This is a genomic window from Pollutimonas rozaliensis, assembly GCF_048751585.1.
Classification (GTDB): Bacteria; Pseudomonadota; Gammaproteobacteria; order Burkholderiales; family Burkholderiaceae_B.
The window spans coordinates 61350-78544 of the sequence record NZ_JAZHOB010000005.1 but is presented as its reverse complement, the minus strand read 5'-3'; the positions used below and the strand labels follow the sequence as shown (position 1 = coordinate 78544).

Genomic DNA, 17195 nt, shown 5'->3' with positions numbered 1-17195 from the left:
TCTGCCTTCGCGCTATCACGTTCGCGATTCATCACCGTTCGTCACGGATGATTGGGACTCGGGTGAGTTGTTGAGCAAGGATGCATGGCTTGCCGTTCCAGACTCCGAGGTGATACGAGATGCTCCGGCCTAGTGGCCGGAGCAGGGCAGGATGTCTCCCGGATACCTTTGTATCAACGTCCGTCGCGATCCCGATAATCGACCGGCACAAAAGTGAAACCACCGCCAGTTTCCGCCCGGATATGACCCAGGCCAGGGAAAGGTAGGTGGGCACCAGCTACCAGCTCACGCTGCGAGGCAGCAATAGCGAACTGCTTCTTGCGTTCCGCTGCAGCCTCCTTCGGCGACACATCGTAAACGATAGTGATCCTGGGCTTGGGAAACTGCACCGACGCAACATGAACGATGTCGCCGATGAATTCGATGGCCTCGCCTTTGCTTTCGATCCGATAGAAACTATGACCGGGCGTATGGCCGGGTGTAGGGATTGCCGTTATGCCGGGGTATAACTGCGTAACACCACTGAAGGGCACGACCTTGCCCGCTTTGGCATAGGGCCCGACTGTCTTCACGGCTTCTTCAAAATATTTTTTGTCGTAGCCGCTAACCCCATGAATGTTTGCCGGGTCCAGGAATAAGTCGACATCCGGCTTGCCCACATGGATGGTTGCATTGGGGAAAACCAACTGACCCTCGCTCGTCAGGCCGCCGCTGTGGTCGGTATGGATGTGAGTGAGCAGGACATCATCGATTTGTGCGGGCGAGTAGCCCGCTGCCTTCAAATTACCAATCAGCTTGCCACCATTACCGGGACCAAAAAGCGAACCCGAGCCGGTATCAACCAACAAAAGTCGTGTGCCCGTGTCGATCAGATAAGCATTGATTGATGCCTCAACCGGGTTGGACAGAAACGAATGCCGGAGTAACCCGTCTATTTCATTGGGGGAGGTATTGGTCAGCAACGTATGCAGATCCTGAGGTACCGTCCCATCGGACAGTGCAGTCACTTGAACGTCACCTACCCGGTAACGGTAAACGCCGGGAGCCTGAGCACGAACTTGTGCGGCGGCGTGCATCGGTGTCACCTGAGTATCACCGGCGGCATTTACTGTTGAAGGAAGCAACCCAGCCATCAATAGCGAGACCGCCATTACACTAGGGATAAAAAAACTGTTAACTCGCATATATCATTCCATAATCCAAGACTTACAAGCACATTCGAGTGCGACTGCCCGGATCGAAAAACGCGCCGGGTTCAGTCAGGGATCCACTCTAAACTTACGCGGCCATTGATAGTGAGTTACCTTTTCTTATACGAGGTATATAGAATATGAATATCCGGCGGTCGGATCTGCCTTTGCTTATCTCCCTGGACGTTCTTCTTGAAGAGCGAAACGTCACTCGAGCCGCCAAGCGCCTGAACATTAGCCAGCCAGCCCTATCAACTCAGCTTGGTCGGCTAAGAGATATTTTTGGCGACTCGCTCTTGGTGCCGTCCGAAGAGGGACGAGGGATGGTACCCACAGAACGCGGCTTGGCAATTCAGTCGCGTCTGCACCAGGCATTGCTGGACCTTCAAGGAGCGGTTGTGTCGCCCGACGATTTCCGGCCGCACAATACCCAGCGCGACTTCGTAGTGGCTGTGAACGACAATGTCTTCACTTTGGTGGGGCTATCTGTTGTGCAGTCCATTTTGGCACTGCGAGCGCCAGGCATACGCTTGAGCTTCATCGCACCGGTAGAAGCCAACCTTACCTATAGAATGGAACGAGGTGAAATCGATCTGTATGTAGGGCTTGCGCAACAAATACCAGAAGCCTTAAAGGCCAGGTTCTTATTGAGGGACGAGTTTTGGCTGGCGCAACGCAAGGCTCACCCTCGAGGAATAAGCCCCCCCAATATCGATGAGTACTGCGATCTTGCGCATGTGATGGTTTCCAAGGAAGGCAAGTTCAGAAGCAGCGTGGACGAGGCGCTGGAAACCATGAACCGGAAACGCCGTGTGGCGCTGACTGTCTCTGGCTACAACCAGATACCTCTCGTGCTGGGCCATACCGACTGCGTGGCAACGCTACCGAGCAGGCTGTTGCAACGCTATGCATCCAGTCTGGATGTTCTACCGCTACCTTTCCATCTGCCCGCTTTTGACGTGGCTATGGCATGGCACCCGCGGTCGCATGGAGACCCGGGGCATCAATGGCTGCGCGAGAATTTTATTCGTGCGGCTCCTAACCCTTGTATGCCACCCAGCCTTTGAATGTTAAGGCGGCGTAGAACAGTTCCACCTGCGAGAACCCGGCCTCGTACAGGGCCGAGACATCCTCCTCGGGCGAGAGGACTGGCAACCGCTCTTTCATGGCCTGGATGTTCGGACTGGCCTGCACGCCGTTGATCTCAAACGCTGCGACGTAGGCGGCGAAGCGCGCGAGCCACTTGTTCTTTTCCGCATCATCATTCGGGAAGCTATGGTGAACGATTACGAGCGGAGCGCCGGGTTTGAGCCGCCGGTATAACTCCTTCAAAGTGCGAACCCGCTCTTCCTTTGCAAGGAAATGCAGCGTCAGGAGACAGGTCGCACCATCGAAAGGGCCTTGCTGCGCGTCCTCGATGTAGCCTTCGTGAAACCTTATGCGGTCTGTGAAGCCGCTCGTGGTTACCCGCGCTTGATCAAGCATCTGCGTGGAAGGATCAACGCCATCGAAGTGCCAGCCCGAATGCATTCCGGCCAGGGCACGAAGTTCCAACCCGCCGCCCGCACCCAGAACGAGGACGCGGCCATCGGCCGGCACTTTCTCCGCAAGGAGCACACCCACCATTCTGTGAAGATCACGCAGGGCGGGAACATTGCGTTCCGCCATTTTCGCGTAGGCGTCTACAGCCTTGGGATCAGAGAAGGATGTCATAGTGATTTCCTGTCACGCGCCTGCATCGGGCCAGACCCGCGAGCGGTGCAGTTGGACCCCAGCCATCGGCCCGTCTTGCTCGGCCATGTGGAGCAAGGCGTGCAGGACGGAGGAGAGGCGGCTGTCACATTTCATGTAACTTATGTTGTTCTCTTTAGGCGCGGATGTCAAGCGTCCAATTCTCGGCATATACGTGCAAATTCTTAATAGAGCCTTGTAGAAAAGAATAGTCACTTTCATTCAAGGTATTTATAATTACTACAAATTGTCACGTCACCAATCAGGCTGTGCGACATAGGGCGGATAGGCGGTTTCCTGCCTGGCGTCGGGTGTCATGCGCAGCCCTAACAATAAAGGGTGCGCGGCGCATGAACCACATTTACCGATTGATCTGGAACCGGGCTACGAGCGCCTGGGTGGTCGCTTCTGAAATCACCCACGGCCGCGGCAAACGCGGCTCAGGCATGGTCACCAAGGGCGTGCTTTCCACCGCGTCTTTCGCGTTCGTTCTGGGTACCGGCCAAGCTTGGGCGCAAACCGTGCCCAGCGGCACCTTCGACGTCGGTGCCGGCACGACCCAGACGGAATTGCGTGTGATTTCCGGCGCGGATGCGCTGACCAAGACCGGCGCGGGAACGCTTATCCTGAGCGGCGCCAATGACTATAGCGGCGGCACGGAGCTGAACGCCGGGGTGCTGTCGGTGTCCTCAAATGTCAATCTCGGCGATGCGGCCGGCGGCTTGATCTTCAACGGAGGCACGCTGCAGACCACCGCAACCATGTCCATGAGCCGCGCCACCATCGTGAATGCCGGCGGCGGCACCTTCGACGTCGGCACCGGCACGACACTGACGCAGTCGGGCGCGATTTCAGGCGCGGGCGCACTGACCAAGAGCGGAACTGGCACGCTGATTCTGACCGGCGCCAACAACAGCGAATTGACTGGCACCGGTGCATCCGTCACCGCCGGCAGCCTTGTGCTCGACGGGGGCAGCCTGGACCTTAGTTTAAACACCGCCAAGCTGATCGTTTCGGCCACAGGCGGCGATACTGCCGACCTCAGGTTGCAAAACGGCAGCAGGGTGACGGTCAGCGCCAGTGGTCTCGCAGAGGCCAGAGTGGGCAACAGCGGCGGCAGTGGCAGCCTCACCGTCACGGGTAGTGGTTCGGAGTTCTTTGCTATCAATATCAGCATCGGCAATGCGAGTACCGGCGCGCTGAACATCACCGATGGCGGCGCACTGAGCGGCTCGGCCGTGAACATCGGCGTTGCCGCCGGCAGCGCCACGGCGACCGTCAGCGGCGCTGGCTCGACCTTAATGGCCTTCACAGGCATGGATCATGGCGGCGGCAGGGGCCTGGCGATCGCGGTAAGCGGGGCAACCGGAACGCTGACCATCGCGGACGGCGCGGTGGCCACCGCCGGCAACACCTATCTCGCGGTCGGGGGCGGTCACGCCACGCTGAACCTGAATGGCACGAGCGGCAGCCGCGGCGTGCTGCTGACCGATAGCGTCGAGGCCGGCTACAACAACGTTTTCACGGGCGGCTCGACGGCCAGTCTCGTGTTCGACGGCGGCATCCTGCGCGCCAATGCCGACACCGTTAGCACGAGCACAGGCGATCTCCTCAAGAACTTCACGACGGGCAAAGGCACGATCACCATCGATAGCGGCGGCGCGTTCCTAGACACCAACGGCCATGCCGTCTCCACTGCCGCCATATTCGGCGGTTCGGGCGGTTTCACCAAGCAGGGCACGGGCACGCTGACACTCTCGGGTGCAAGCACCTACACCGGCGGCACCACCGTCGAAGGCGGCACGCTGACCGCGGGCGCGGCAGGTGCCTTCGTCGGCAAGGCCGCCTACTCTGTCAACAGCGGCACGCTTGACCTTAATAACTTCGACCTTACCATGTCGTCGCTGTCGGGCACCGGCGGAACCGTGGCGGTTGGCACGGCGGCGCTTACCGTCGATCAAGCGACAAACACCAGCTTCGCCGGCGTCATTTCCGGCGCGGGCGACTTCACCAAGGCGGGCGCGGGCTCCTTGAAGCTGACCGGCGATAGCAGCGCCTTTACCGGCACCACCAATATCGTGGACGGATTGCTCTCGGTGAACGGCAAGCTCGGCGGTGATCTGAACATCATAGGCGGCAAGCTGGGCGGCAGCGGCATCATCAACAATCTTTCTGTCTCGGGGGGCGTCGTCGCACCGGGCAATTCCATCGGCACGCTTCATGTAGGCAATATCAGCCTCAACCCCGGCTCGGTTTATCAGGTCGAGGTCAACGCGGCAGGACAGTCGGACCAGATCGTTGCCTCGGGCACGGCCACGATCAACGGCAGCTCGGTGCAGGTGCTGGCAGGAGCGGGCAACTATGCGCTGCAGACCGAATACACGATCCTGACCGCCAGCGGCGGGCGCACCGGCCAGTTTTCCGGTGTGACCTCGAACTTCGCCTTCCTTGATCCCTTTTTGAGCTACGACGCCCACAACGCTTATCTGACGTTGATGCGCAACGACGCGACGCTTGTATCTGTCGGCCGAACGCCCAACCAGATTGCCACCGGCGGTGGCGTCAATAGCCTTGGAGCAGGAAACGCGGTGCATGACGCTGTGCTCGGCCTCTCGCCAGATCAGGCGCGCAATGCCTTCGATCAGCTTTCGGGCGAAATCCAGGCATCGGCGCAAACGGCGATGATGGAAGACAGCCGTTTCGTGCGCAATGCCGCCAATGACCGCCTGCGTTCCGCCGTCGGGGCGGCGGGCGCGTCCAGCGCGACCGTGGCGGCTTATGGTGCCAACGGCCAGCCCCAGCAAGTGACCGCGACCCACTCGGGGCCGGTGTTCTGGTCCACTGTGTATGGTTCCTGGGGCAGGACCGACGGTGACGGCAACGCCGCGGGCCTGGATCGCTCCAGTAACGGGCTGCTAATCGGCGTGGACAGCAATGTGGGCGCCTGGCGTCTGGGCGCCCTGGCGGGTTACGGCCAGACCAAGTTCGACACGTCCAACCCGTCGGCCTCGGGCACCAGCACGGACTATCACCTGGGCGCCTACGGCGGCACTGTCTGGGGCAACTTGTCATTGCGCACCGGCATGGCGTACACCTGGCACGACATCAACACCAAACGCTCGGTCGCCATACCAGGCCTGATAAATTCGCTTAAGGACGACTATCACGGCGGTGCCCTCCAGGCGTTCGGCGAGCTGGCCTATGGTGCGGATATCAACGGCTTGCGCGTCGAACCTTTCGCCAATGTCTCGCATGTGCGCCTGCGCATCGATGGTAACGGCGAATATGGCGGCGTTACCGCGTTGCAGACCGACACTTCGACCAGCAACGTCACGTTCTCGACCCTGGGCCTGCGCGGCGAACACACCTTCGATCTCGGTTCGACGAAGGCCACACTGATCGGCAGCGTGGGTTGGCGCCATGCCATGGGCGACATCACGCCGACGGCGACGCAACGCTTTGCCGGCGGCAGCGCCTTTACCGTCAGCGGCGTACCGATCGCCAAGAACAGCGCCGTCATCGAAACCGGCCTGGACGTGGCTATCTCGCCCAAGGCCACGCTGAATGTTTCTTATATGGGGCAGCTTGCCTCCGGCGGGCGGGATCATGGCGTGAGGGGGAGCTTGTCGGTGAGTTTTTAGTGGTGGGTCGCAGTTATTGGCTGATTTGAGATCGTGTTGTGCGCATTTGGGGCGTTGCCACCGAACTTGCGAGTTGGGTGTAGGAAACGGGGAGGCAGCTGGGGTCTGTCCAGATGGGGATTGTCTGGTAAGGGTATATAAAATCAAAGGGTGATTCTGTAATGACCCAGCAGCATCTGCTTAGTTTATGCGGCTAATGCAAATGCCTGTCCGTGCAAGCTCAATACCCTTCCGAACGCAAATTCGATAAGAATCGAACGGCTTGCAGATGAACTTAGCTTGCTACAAAAGTGGATGCGGGGCGGTTGCCAACCCTTGCTGAAGAAGACCGACACCCATGAAGCCTATTGTCGTGCCGCCAAGCAGACCCAGCACGTCGAAAACAATGCCCGTGTGATGCGAAGAGATGCGGTCGGGCTGGAAAAATCGCAGCGCGGCATGCCGAAATGACACGGCAAGGGTGGCCAGCAGGCTGACGGTTGCCGCCGTGCCGAGCCACATGGCCAGTACGGCGGCAATGCCGACCCAGCGCAAGCCGAGCGAGTAGGCGACAAGCAGAACTAGGATTGCGCCCGTGCACGGGCGCATCCCGATCGCCAGGATGATTGGCAGTGCGGTACGCCAGCTCAGAGGTTGATTCAGTTGCTCGCCAGCCAATTGGTGCGGGCCGCCGCAATCGGCACAATACGGCTGTAATTGGCCGCCGTTTGAAAACAGGGAATCTGTGTTGCGTTTCGGTTCGCGCCACCGTCGATATAGTCCTTTGGCGCTACGAAGGGCCAGCACCGCGCCCAGCAGCGCGACCAGTGCAAAGCTGACATTTTCCAACTGGCCGGCAACGCCCTGGGTGCGTCGCAGCGAATAGCCCAGCAGGTTTGCCACCACTTCGACAAGGATTACCGCCACTAGCCCTTGGACGATGGCTGATGATATCGATAAGAACAGGCCGCGACGCAGCCTGGTACCGCTTGTGCCCAGATAGGTCGTAATCACCGCTTTGCCGTGACCAGGCCCAGCGGCATGGAAGATGCCGTAGAGCAGGCTAATGGCAATGAGCGGCCAGGTTGCCGTCCAGCCTTGCTCCGCCACCAAGCGCATGGTAGCGGCTAGTTGCTGGTGCAACACGGCTTGCGTTTTCATTATCCAGACCAGCAGTTGGTTCCAGACGGTGAAGCGACTGAACAGCACCCACACGACGGCTATCAATACGCCTGCGAGCGTGTATCCGACCAGCAGGCGCACAAACGGCCCGCGGCTCATTCGCATTGGATACTCACCTTTTCCGCGAACACATCACCCAGGCCTTCTTCGGGCGTTGCGGCACGATCAAGGGCGAATGCGCGCGCAATGTCTTCAGGGGTCGGATTGGGCGGTTTTACCCGCGCCCGGCAAGAATGGTTTTTCTCGCTTCTGATGGTGGGCGGATCCTGCGGGCGATGCGTCATATGGATGAAATAAGTGGGGTCATACACGGAAAAACTGACGTCACTACGCATGGGGTCTAAAGGTTCGGCAAGGGGGGCGGTAAAAGACAGCCGCAGTTGCTGGTCCTTCATTTCACTCTTGAACTGGGTGACGGTGTTCAATTTAATCGGACGGCCATTGGCTGTGATGCGCATGAAATAGCCATACGGGCCCAGGTTCTCGATGACCTCGGCGGCAAAGTCGCTCACCACCGCTTTTTTCTCGGGGCTGTCCTCCTTCAAGCCTTCGAGTATGGCCGCACTGTACAAGTCATCGAACAGCCATTCTTCCTCAATGGCTGAAATCAACCCCTCGGCCGACAGGACGATCGTGCTGCGTACGTCGATCCAGGCATGCGGATGCGCGTACAGGCCAAACGGTGCAAGTGCTAACGTCAGCGTCGCGAGTGGTCTTTTCATGTTTTCATGGTCTGATCGGCGGGGCCTTATCGCCTCAACACGGCATCCCGGATCGTGCTGACATTATGCCGCATCATATCGATATAGGTAGCAGCGGGTCCATCGGCGGGTGACAGGGCGTCGGAATAAAGCTTGCCCCCGATTTTCATTCCTGTTTCGCTTGCTATTTGCTGGATCAGCCGAGGATTGCTGACATTTTCAAGAAAGATGGCGGATGCCTTTTGCTTCTTGATCTGCTGTATCAATGCGGCAACGCCTGCCGCGGAAGCCTCTGACCCGGTGCTAAGGCCTTGTGGCGCCAGAAACTGAAGACCGTATGCGCTTCCCAGATAGCCGAAGGCGTCGTGCGAGGTGATGACCGTACGCTGGCTGGCTGGAATCTGAGCGACCGCGGCCTTAAGTTCCGTTTCCAGCGCCTGAAGCTTCTCATCATAGGACTTGGCGTTGGCTTGGTAGCTGGGGCAACCCGCCGCATCGGCGGCGCAAAAAGCCTTGGCGATGTTGGTCACGTATACCCGCGCATTACGCACAGACTGCCACGCATGCGGATCATATTCGCCATGGTGATGATCGTGAGCATGCTCCTTTGCGTGGTCGTGATCGTGTGAGTCGGCGTGTTCCTGCGCATGATCATGGTCGTGGCCGTGGTCCTCATGATCGTGGTCTTCATGGCTGTCGTGCTCGTCCTTGGCATTGCGCAGCAGCTCGACGCCTCGGGTAAGCGCGCTCACCGGCGCCGTACTGTTGGAAGCCCGGACGAGGCGGTCAAGAAAACTTTCAAAATGCAGGCCGTTGGCCAACACCACGTCGGCCTGGCCCAAAGCGACGGCGTCAGTCGGCTTGGGTTCATACGAATGGACGTCGCCGTCGGGGCCGACCAGTGTGGTCAACGCAATCCGTTCACCACCCACATTCCTGGCGAAATCGCTGATGACGGAAAACGTGGAGACGACTTGCAATTCGTGGGCGTTGGCATGTGACCACGTCAGTAACGCCAGGGCGGCGACGCAGCCCGCAGCGGCACGTTTTGTTGAAATGGACATGAGATACCTTTCTTCGATCACAGAGTTATAAGATCATTAATTGATATGTTATAACATAACACTTTTATTGAAAATTGAAGGGCCTTACATGACAACGCAAGCCGCTGAACCGCGTCGGCGCATCGGTATCGAGTTGCGGGTAGGGGCGTTGGCCGCCGCACTATGCGCCGCTTTTGGGGCGCAGGCCGCCGAGACAGGCACGAAGGTGATAGGCGCGAGCCGGGCTGCTGCGCCGCAACCAAACATTGCCCTCTCCGCTCAGGCTCAGCCTGTCGAATTGAACTCGATCGTGGTGACGGCAACGCGCAATGCCCAGCGTCGCGACGAAGTCGCATCTTCGATGGAGGTTGTCGAGGGCAAAGTTCTGGAAGAGACTGTTGGCAATACCTTTCTGGATCAGCTCAAGAAAAATGCCAGCGTGGACGTCATCCAATATCCGAACGGTCTGGCTGGCGTCGGCCTGCGTGGCATGCGACCGAACTTCGAGTTCACCATCAATCCGCGTACCTTGATTTTGATAGATGGACGGCCTTCGGGCTCAACCAGCTTCACCACGCTTTCGCCCGAAAGCATCGAGCGCGTCGAAGTGCTAAAAGGACCCGCATCGTCTCTGTATGGCGCGTCAGCCATGGGCGGCGTGGTCAACATCATCACGCGCCGTTCCACCGGCCCCATCGGTGGCAGCGTAAGCCTGGGCTATGGCTCGTTCGATACCCGCCAGGCAGATGTGGCGCTGGGAGGCTCCTTGTCCGACAGAACGGATTTTGATCTGGCTGTCGGTTATGTGAACCAGCATGGCGACTTTCGCACAGGTGGGGGCGACACGCGGTCCAACAGCGATTTCCGTCGCGTGTCGGGCAAGGCGCGGCTGGGCAGTGATCTGACCGATATGGTTAGGGTGGATGTGACGCTGGACTGGGCCGATCTGAACAACAACGCACCCGGACCGCTCAGCTACGATCCGCCCAACGCATCGGCCAATGAAACCAGCCGTTTCGGGGGTGATGTCAGGCTCACGCTGACACCGCGGGATCACGAGATCACGGCGGTAGCCTATGCTTCCCGGGAGATCTACAACTACATCACCGTGCCCGCGCGGGCGCCACGCTATCGCTCCAGTCGTACAGAGTCAAGCTACACGGGCCTGCAATTGCAGGACGTCTGGAGCCTGAATGAACGGATGACGCTGACCTATGGCCTGGACTGGCAGCGCGTCGAGGCCGACCGTTTTTCCTTCAATGCGGCAGGCGGGAGCCTGGCGCCTTACAGCCCGAACGAGCGGCGCGACAGTCGGGGAATTTTCGCCGAATGGGGCAGCAAGTGGCTGGACGATCGCCTGATCCTGACCTTGGGCGGCAGGGTGGACTGGATTGACGCCAGCACGCTTGTCACGCCCGACAAGGACACATTTACCCCGGGCTCATCCAGCTTCACCAGCTTCAACCCGCGCGGCGGCGTGGTCTACAAGCTGACGGACAATTGGCGCGTGCATGGTTCGGCCGGAACGGCCTTCGCGCCGCCGCAAGGCAGTGAGCTGGCGGGCGAGAACGTGGAGTATGCGGGCATCCAGCGGCGCGTCAGCATCGGCAATGCGGGCCTGAATCCCGAGCGCAGCAAAAGCTGGGATCTGGGCGTGGGCTATGCCGACGGCTATCTGGACGCGGATCTGACCTACTTCCAGGCGAACATCAGCGACCGCATTCGTTCGGTCATCGTCAGCGAATCGCCCACTGAGCGCATCAGCAGCTACGAGAACGCTGACGATTCTCGCATGCGCGGTGTCGAGGCCAGGCTGGCGCTCGATGCCGGGCGGCTGTTCGGCCTGCCCGCTGGTCGGGTTGGCCTGTCCTCCAGTCTGACGCGGCTGATACAGGCGGAGGATTTCGACGCCAGCGGCCCGGTGCCGATACGCAATGTGGCCAAGTGGAAGGGCAATGTGTCCCTGACGGTCAGCGACGGCCAGGCATGGTGGGCGACGCTGACGGCGCGCCATGTGGACGCGCGCTACGACAACGACAACAGCCAGGGCCGCATCTATACCGGCGGTCAGGGCGGGCTGTTCGAGAACGAGCCCTTTACGGTTGTGGATTTCAGCGCCCGCTGGAAGCTCACGCGTCATGACACGCTACGCTTTGACGTCTCCAATCTGCTCGACCGCGACTACTACGAGAAGGCGGACTACACCATGCCGGGCCGCGCTTTCTACCTACGCTACACAAGGACTCTGTAATCATGACATTGAAGTTCATACTGGAGCAGGTTTCTCAATTGCTGTTCGAGCCGGTGCTGGCTTTGCTGGTGGCACTGGTGGCCTGGATGCTGGTGGCACTAGGCATGTTTTTGCGCAGCTTGGCGAGCCGCTGGCGCGGGCACAGGCCGGCGGTGGGTCGGTTCACGCGGTTGATCGACGCGGCGGCGGCCCAGGAGGCCGCCGATCCCGATCTTCGCATCGAGAAATTGCTGGCGCAAGCCGAGCACGGCGGCCTGCGCAACCTGAACAGCGTGCGCTTTGCCGTGCGCGCCGGTCCTTCACTGGGCCTGATGGGTACGCTGATCCCGATGGCGGCCGGCCTGAGCGGTCTGGCCCGCGGCGACTTACCCGCCTTGGCCGAGCACATGGTGGTGGCCTTCTCCGCCACCATTGTCGGCATCGCGATCGGCGTCGTGGCGCACATGATCGCGATGGTGCGCGAAGGCTGGCTGCGCCAGGACTTGGACGACATTCGCCTGCATGCCGAGCGCGTGCTGCGCGCGCATGAGACCGCTGGTGCAAAGGAAGGCGCATGAGACCACGTCTGCGCTTTACCCGTTCGCGGCTGGACACGAACCGTCACGACGACCCGCTGTCCGGCGTGGCCAATCTGTTCGATGCCAGCCTGGCCTTCATCGTGGCAATGGCGTTGGCGTTGTTTTCCGTGATGGGCTCGACCGATATGCTCAGCGCCGACGCCAATTGGACATTGACCCGCATGACCGCCGATGGCGAGTTGGAGGTCGTAAGCAAAGAGCAGCAGCAGATCAAGGTCGAGCGGGTGTCCGACCGGAAGCTGTCGGGGCAGGGCGAGCGCCTGGGTACGGCCTACCGCCTGCCGGACGGGCAGGTTGTGTACGTGCCGGAAGCAGAGAATGGAAAGCCTTGACATGATCCACGATCTGAACATCCCCGGCGCACGTGGACGGGGTGGTCGCCTGGCCCGTCGCCGGATGCGAGATGAGTGCGTATGGCTCTGCCTGCTGTGTTTGCTATGCCTTTGGTCCATGCAGGCGAATGCGGCCCAAGCTTCCCGTCCTCGTATCGCCGTGATTTCCATAGAACTGGCGCAGCAGCCCACATTGATGCGCGAGGCGGCGGCGCGCCGGGCGCCTGCCATGCGGATCGACCTGTTCGGCCTGGGAGGCGGGCATTTGCCTTCGGTGAACGAGGCGGACTTGGCCGGCTACGATCTCGTCGTCGTCGAAGGCATAGGCCCCAGGCTGGCGCAATATCGTGCGCGCCTGGACGAAGCCGCGCGGCATACGAAGGTGCTGGTGCTGAACGGCCATGAATGGGTGCGCGGCAATGTGGACCCGGCCTCGGTGCCGGACGCCATCAAGTATTGGCGCAACGCCACCGCGGACAACTACACCCGCCTGTTCGACTATCTGGGCGCGCGGCTGCTGGACCTGGACAGGCCGGTTGCCGCGCCGGTCGAATACGCCGACCACGCCTATTATCACCCCAGCCATCCCCAGGGCTTTACCGATCTGCAAGCCTATCTGGACTGGATGGGCCAGCGTCATGCCGACGCCGCCGGACGCCCGCGTGTGGGCATTGTGTTCTACCGCAGCCTGGCGCTGGCCGGCAACACCGCCGTGATCGATGCGCTGATCGAGGAAACAGAGCGCCAGGGCGGACTGCCCGTTGCGCTTTGGCGCAGTGGCAGCCGCGATTCCCTGCGCAGCCTGCTAGGCAAGGATGGCCAGCCTGGGGTCGACGCCTTGATTCTGTGCGCCAGTCAGATCGACTACGCCGACCATCGTGCGGGGGTAGATGAAGCCAAGGCGCTTGGCGTCGCCGTGCTCAATTGCACGACTGACTATAGCCGCACGCCGCAGGAGTGGCGGGCGGACCTGGGCGGCTTTGCGCCCGATCGCAGCGGCCAGCTGGCCATGAGCGAAGCCAGTGGCATCGTCGAGCCAATGATGATCGGCGCCCGTGTAGTGCATGGCGACGGCGCTGTACGGCACGAAGCGTTGCCGGGGCAGGTGGTCTGGCGCATGGAGCGGGCCATGGCCTGGGCGCGATTGCATCGGATGCCCAACGCCGACAAACGCCTGGTGGTGACTTATCACAGCGAAGCGGCCGATCGGGCCGACGTCGGCAGCGACCCCGATACCTATCTGGACGCCCAGGCCAGCCTGGCGGCGCTGTTGCGCCGGCTCAGGGACGAAGGTTATGACGTCGGCGAGAGCCCCTTGCCCGATGCGCAAGAGTTGGCGCGGCGCATGGCGCGCGACGGCACGAATGTCAGCGCGGGCATGTGGGGCGCCGCCGGCCATCGGGGTGAAGAGGATACGCAGGCGGCGAACGCGCAGGCAGAATTGGACCGCCGTCTGAAAGAGGGCAACGCCGTGGCTATTCCCGAGGCGCGGTATCGGCAGTGGTATGGGCAATTGCCGCAGTCCCTGCGCGAGCAGACCGAGGCGCGCTGGGGGCCGCCGCCGGGCAGATTGATGGTGCACGTCGATGAGACGGGCGCGCGTTCCATCGTCATCCCCCTGCTGCGCTTTGGCAAGGTGGCGCTGGCCCCGCATCCTGTCTGGGGGTATCTGCAAGATGAGGGAGCCTTGTCTTCCACAGGCGCCTTGCCGCCGCACCATCAATACATTGCCTTCTACTTATGGATGGCTCGAGGCTGGCACGCTGACGCCTATGTGCCGTTCTTCACCCAGCTTTCACTCATGCCGGGCAAGCAGCAGGGGCCCGCGCGCGACGATTGGATAGGGACGTTGATCGGCGGCTTGCCGCATATACAGCCCACGCCATTGCAGGCCAACGGCGGCATCGGCAACAAGCGGCGTGCCCAGGCAGTGACGCTGGGCTTCATGCCGCCGTTGATGCAGGGCGGCTTGCGGCCGGCGCTGGCGGACTTGCGTGATGACTTGGCCAGGACGGCGGCATCCGGCCCGGAGCGGGAGGCGACCCGGCAGGCCGTGCGCGACACGGCGTCGGCCCACGAGCGAGCGCTGGGTATCGATCCGGCCTCGGCCCCGTGGCCGGTGCTGGAAACGGCGCTGGACCGTTATCTTGCCGAGGTGGCGGCCGCCGTCATGCCGGTGGGCGGGCACGTGCTGGGCCAGGCGCCTGACGAAGCCACGACCGCAGGCAGGGTACACGCCATGCTGGCAGGCGATGATGCCGATGCGCCGGACGAAGAAACCGTGAGCGCTGTGTTGCAAGGCGATGTGGCCCAGGCGGCGCCCGGCCAACTGGCCCGCATTCGTGACTACGCGGCACGCGTCGCCGCCGCGCCCCGCGAAATGGATGCCTTGTTGCAAGCACTGTCGGGCGGCTACATCGAGCCAGGCCCCATGGCGGACGCCGTGCGCAATCCGGACGCCTTGCCGCCGGGACGCAACCCCTATACGCTGGCCACGCGCCGCCTGCCGACGCCCGAGTCCTGGGAGATCGGCGCCCGGCTGGCCGACGAGTTGATCGACACTTACCGCCAGGAACACGGCACCATGCCGCGCAAGGTGGCCTTCGTGTTGTGGTCCGGTGAATCCACGCAGAACGAAGCGGCAATAGAAGCCCAGATTCTGCGCTTGCTGGGCGCCAGGCCAGTGTGGAATCCGCGCGGCGAAGTTGTCGATGTGACACTGGATGATCGAGCAACTCTGGGCCGGCCGCGCGTGGATGTGCTGATCACGACCTCGGGCACCTACCGCGACCACTTCCGCGACAAGATCGCCCTGCTGGCCAAGGCCGCCAGGCTGGCCGCGCAAGCGCGCGAAGACGACAACCCCGTTTTTCTATACAGTCGGGCGCAGGCCCAGCGCCTGCGCGCTGAGGGCCTGGATGCCGACACGGCCGCACAAAGATCACAGCGGCGCATTTATTCGACAGCGCCCGGCGCGTATTCGCCTTCGACGCAATTCGCCATTCGTGCGGGCGCCGAATGGAGTGACGCCCGCCTGTCGCAGCTTTACACGGACAGGCTGGGCCATGCCTATGGCGAAAACGACGACGGTGCGGCCGACGCGGCGGGCTTTGTCGCCCAGTTGTCATCCGTCGAGGCTGCCGTCTTCAGCCGCAGCTCGAATGCCTATGGCCTGCTGGATACCAGCATGCCGGCCGCCTACCTGGGCGGCATCGGCATGGCGGTACGCGAGCATACGGGTCGCCAGGTAAGCAACTACGTCGCCGACCTGAAAGCCTCGCAAGCCGGCCAGGCCCACCTGGAACCTCTGGCGCGCACTTTCGGGCGTGAGCTGCAATCGCGCTACTTCAATCCCGAATGGATACGCGCCATGCAGGACAGCGGCTACAACGGCGCGCGCTACATGGCCGATCTGCCCGCCCACATGCTGCTGTGGGACGTCACCACGCCGGAACTCGTCGCCGACGCCGACTGGGCCGAGGTCAAGGCGGTGTATGTCGAAGACAAGTACGGTCTGGATCTGGAAGCTTACTTTGAGCAGCACAACCCGCATGCGCGGCAGCATCTGCTGGAAACTTTGCTGGATGCCATCGAACGCGGTGCCTGGCGGACCAATGAGGCCGATCGTACGCAACTGGAGCAGGCGCTGGCCGAAAGCATAGCCCGGCATGGGTCGGATTGTGCGTTGCCTTCGTGCCAGGCCACGGAACTTGTGAAGATGGAACAGCCCGCGCCCGGCTCCGGCGCGGCCCCTGTCGTGGCGGCGCCGGGTGCCGCAGCGGTACCGGCTGAAGCGTCGCTGGTGAGTGTGGAGGGTTATGTGCTGGAGCCGCGTGCCGCTACGCCGGTTCAACCGGTGCAGCAAGGGGTTTGGCTCTGGCTGCTGGCTATGGCAGTGTTAGTTGCGGCGGGGTGGGGGCGTCGACCGCGTTGGTAGCGTGTTTGATTTCTTTTCGTTAGGCTGGATCGGCGTGGTTCATCAGTTGCAATCCGGCTTTACTTCTTAGAGGCTGGATGCCATGAGGATACGTCCTCTGGTGCGCCGCGAAACTCCTTTACAGAGATCCGAAAAATAAAAAGCCGTCTCTGTGTAAACAGAGACGGCCCTCCAAAATCGGTGCGGGGCCGGAACCGAACCGGCATGCCTTGCGGCGGGGGATTTTGAGTTGGCGTGCGAAAGTGTTTGTCTAGGGAAGCGGGGCGAAGCTAAGAGTAGTTTGAGGTAGATAAAAGTATTTGTTAATCAGTTGGTTAGCGTAACTTAGTGAAGTTAGCGAAAACTGATTCGTGTACCTGTACTGTACCGAAATGACTACCTTCGGTACAGTCAAAATCCAATATGCCGTATTCCAGATAGGCCTATGCAGATGGGCAGGACTACTTTGTTCTTACCTATCTGGTCATAGAAGAGGTTGGCTGTTATTGATGATCTCCACTCTATTATCAATAATAACTAAAAACTCTTATTTTTCAAAAAGTTAGTAATTAAAAGTCGTTCAATACCATTAAAAATACCATGTATAGATGAGTGAGTTTCATTCTCGCAATCCGTAGCCGTGATCGGCAC

The 17195-nt window shown here is 60.9% G+C and carries 11 protein-coding genes; 6 read left to right on the top strand and 5 right to left on the bottom strand.

Going from position 1 to position 17195, the window contains the following annotated elements; all coding sequences use genetic code 11:
* Positions 1-173: 173 nt before the first annotated feature.
* On the bottom strand, positions 174-1184 hold the full coding sequence (locus V0R37_RS10475; protein WP_420374445.1) for an MBL fold metallo-hydrolase: 1011 nt from the start codon (positions 1182-1184) through the stop codon (positions 174-176).
* 173 nt (positions 1185-1357) lie between these two features.
* Between V0R37_RS10475 and V0R37_RS10470 the strand changes: the two genes are divergently transcribed.
* Positions 1358-2257 (top strand): LysR family transcriptional regulator, encoded by a 900-nt coding sequence (locus V0R37_RS10470; RefSeq protein ID WP_420374444.1) that lies wholly within the window; start codon positions 1358-1360, stop codon positions 2255-2257.
* Here V0R37_RS10470 and V0R37_RS10465 read toward each other — a convergent pair.
* Positions 2229-2903 (bottom strand): class I SAM-dependent methyltransferase, encoded by a 675-nt coding sequence (locus tag V0R37_RS10465; protein ID WP_420374443.1) that lies wholly within the window; start codon positions 2901-2903, stop codon positions 2229-2231. The two genes, V0R37_RS10470 and V0R37_RS10465, sit on opposite strands and share 29 nt — an antisense overlap.
* A 329-nt stretch (positions 2904-3232) precedes the next feature.
* Here V0R37_RS10465 and V0R37_RS10455 point away from each other — a divergent pair, with 329 nt between their 5' ends.
* Complete coding sequence (locus tag V0R37_RS10455) at positions 3233-6562, top strand: autotransporter domain-containing protein (RefSeq protein WP_420374442.1); 3330 nt, start codon at positions 3233-3235, stop codon at positions 6560-6562.
* A gap of 282 nt (positions 6563-6844) precedes the next feature.
* Here the strand turns inward: V0R37_RS10455 and V0R37_RS10450 are convergent, their stop codons facing one another.
* Genes V0R37_RS10450 through V0R37_RS10440 form a run of 3 tightly spaced genes read right to left on the bottom strand, consistent with a single transcriptional unit; the run spans position 6845 to position 9488 of the window.
* Positions 6845-7804, bottom strand: a complete 960-nt coding sequence (locus V0R37_RS10450; RefSeq protein WP_420374441.1) for a nickel/cobalt transporter — start codon at positions 7802-7804, stop codon at positions 6845-6847.
* Positions 7805-7818: 14 nt separating this feature from the next.
* Positions 7819-8445 (bottom strand): DUF1007 family protein, encoded by a 627-nt coding sequence (locus tag V0R37_RS10445; RefSeq protein ID WP_420374440.1) that lies wholly within the window; start codon positions 8443-8445, stop codon positions 7819-7821.
* Between the two features lie 26 nt (positions 8446-8471).
* On the bottom strand, positions 8472-9488 hold the full coding sequence (locus V0R37_RS10440; protein ID WP_420374439.1) for a metal ABC transporter solute-binding protein, Zn/Mn family: 1017 nt from the start codon (positions 9486-9488) through the stop codon (positions 8472-8474).
* Positions 9489-9576: 88 nt separating this feature from the next.
* Between V0R37_RS10440 and V0R37_RS10435 the strand changes: the two genes are divergently transcribed.
* Genes V0R37_RS10435 through V0R37_RS10420 form a run of 4 tightly spaced genes read left to right on the top strand, consistent with a single transcriptional unit; the run spans position 9577 to position 16565 of the window.
* Positions 9577-11718 (top strand): TonB-dependent receptor, encoded by a 2142-nt coding sequence (locus V0R37_RS10435; protein ID WP_420374438.1) that lies wholly within the window; start codon positions 9577-9579, stop codon positions 11716-11718.
* 2 nt (positions 11719-11720) lie between these two features.
* Complete coding sequence (locus V0R37_RS10430; RefSeq protein ID WP_420374437.1) at positions 11721-12275, top strand: MotA/TolQ/ExbB proton channel family protein; 555 nt, start codon at positions 11721-11723, stop codon at positions 12273-12275.
* Positions 12272-12628, top strand: a complete 357-nt coding sequence (locus tag V0R37_RS10425; protein WP_420374436.1) for a DUF2149 domain-containing protein — start codon at positions 12272-12274, stop codon at positions 12626-12628. Before V0R37_RS10430 ends, V0R37_RS10425 begins: the two co-directional genes overlap by 4 nt.
* On the top strand, positions 12615-16565 hold the full coding sequence (locus V0R37_RS10420; protein ID WP_420374435.1) for a cobaltochelatase subunit CobN: 3951 nt from the start codon (positions 12615-12617) through the stop codon (positions 16563-16565). Before V0R37_RS10425 ends, V0R37_RS10420 begins: the two co-directional genes overlap by 14 nt.
* Positions 16566-17195: the final 630 nt, after the last annotated feature.

Coding starts and splice junctions, on each gene's coding strand:
- V0R37_RS10475 (WP_420374445.1), bottom strand. CDS start 1,184: ATGCGAGTTAACAGTTTTTTTATCCCTAGTGTAATGGCGGTCTCGCTA.
- V0R37_RS10465 (WP_420374443.1), bottom strand. CDS start 2,903: ATGACATCCTTCTCTGATCCCAAGGCTGTAGACGCCTACGCGAAAATG.
- V0R37_RS10445 (WP_420374440.1), bottom strand. CDS start 8,445: ATGAAAAGACCACTCGCGACGCTGACGTTAGCACTTGCACCGTTTGGC.
- V0R37_RS10440 (WP_420374439.1), bottom strand. CDS start 9,488: ATGTCCATTTCAACAAAACGTGCCGCTGCGGGCTGCGTCGCCGCCCTG.
- V0R37_RS10435 (WP_420374438.1), top strand. CDS start 9,577: ATGACAACGCAAGCCGCTGAACCGCGTCGGCGCATCGGTATCGAGTTG.
- V0R37_RS10430 (WP_420374437.1), top strand. CDS start 11,721: ATGACATTGAAGTTCATACTGGAGCAGGTTTCTCAATTGCTGTTCGAG.
- V0R37_RS10425 (WP_420374436.1), top strand. CDS start 12,272: ATGAGACCACGTCTGCGCTTTACCCGTTCGCGGCTGGACACGAACCGT.
- V0R37_RS10420 (WP_420374435.1), top strand. CDS start 12,615: ATGGAAAGCCTTGACATGATCCACGATCTGAACATCCCCGGCGCACGT.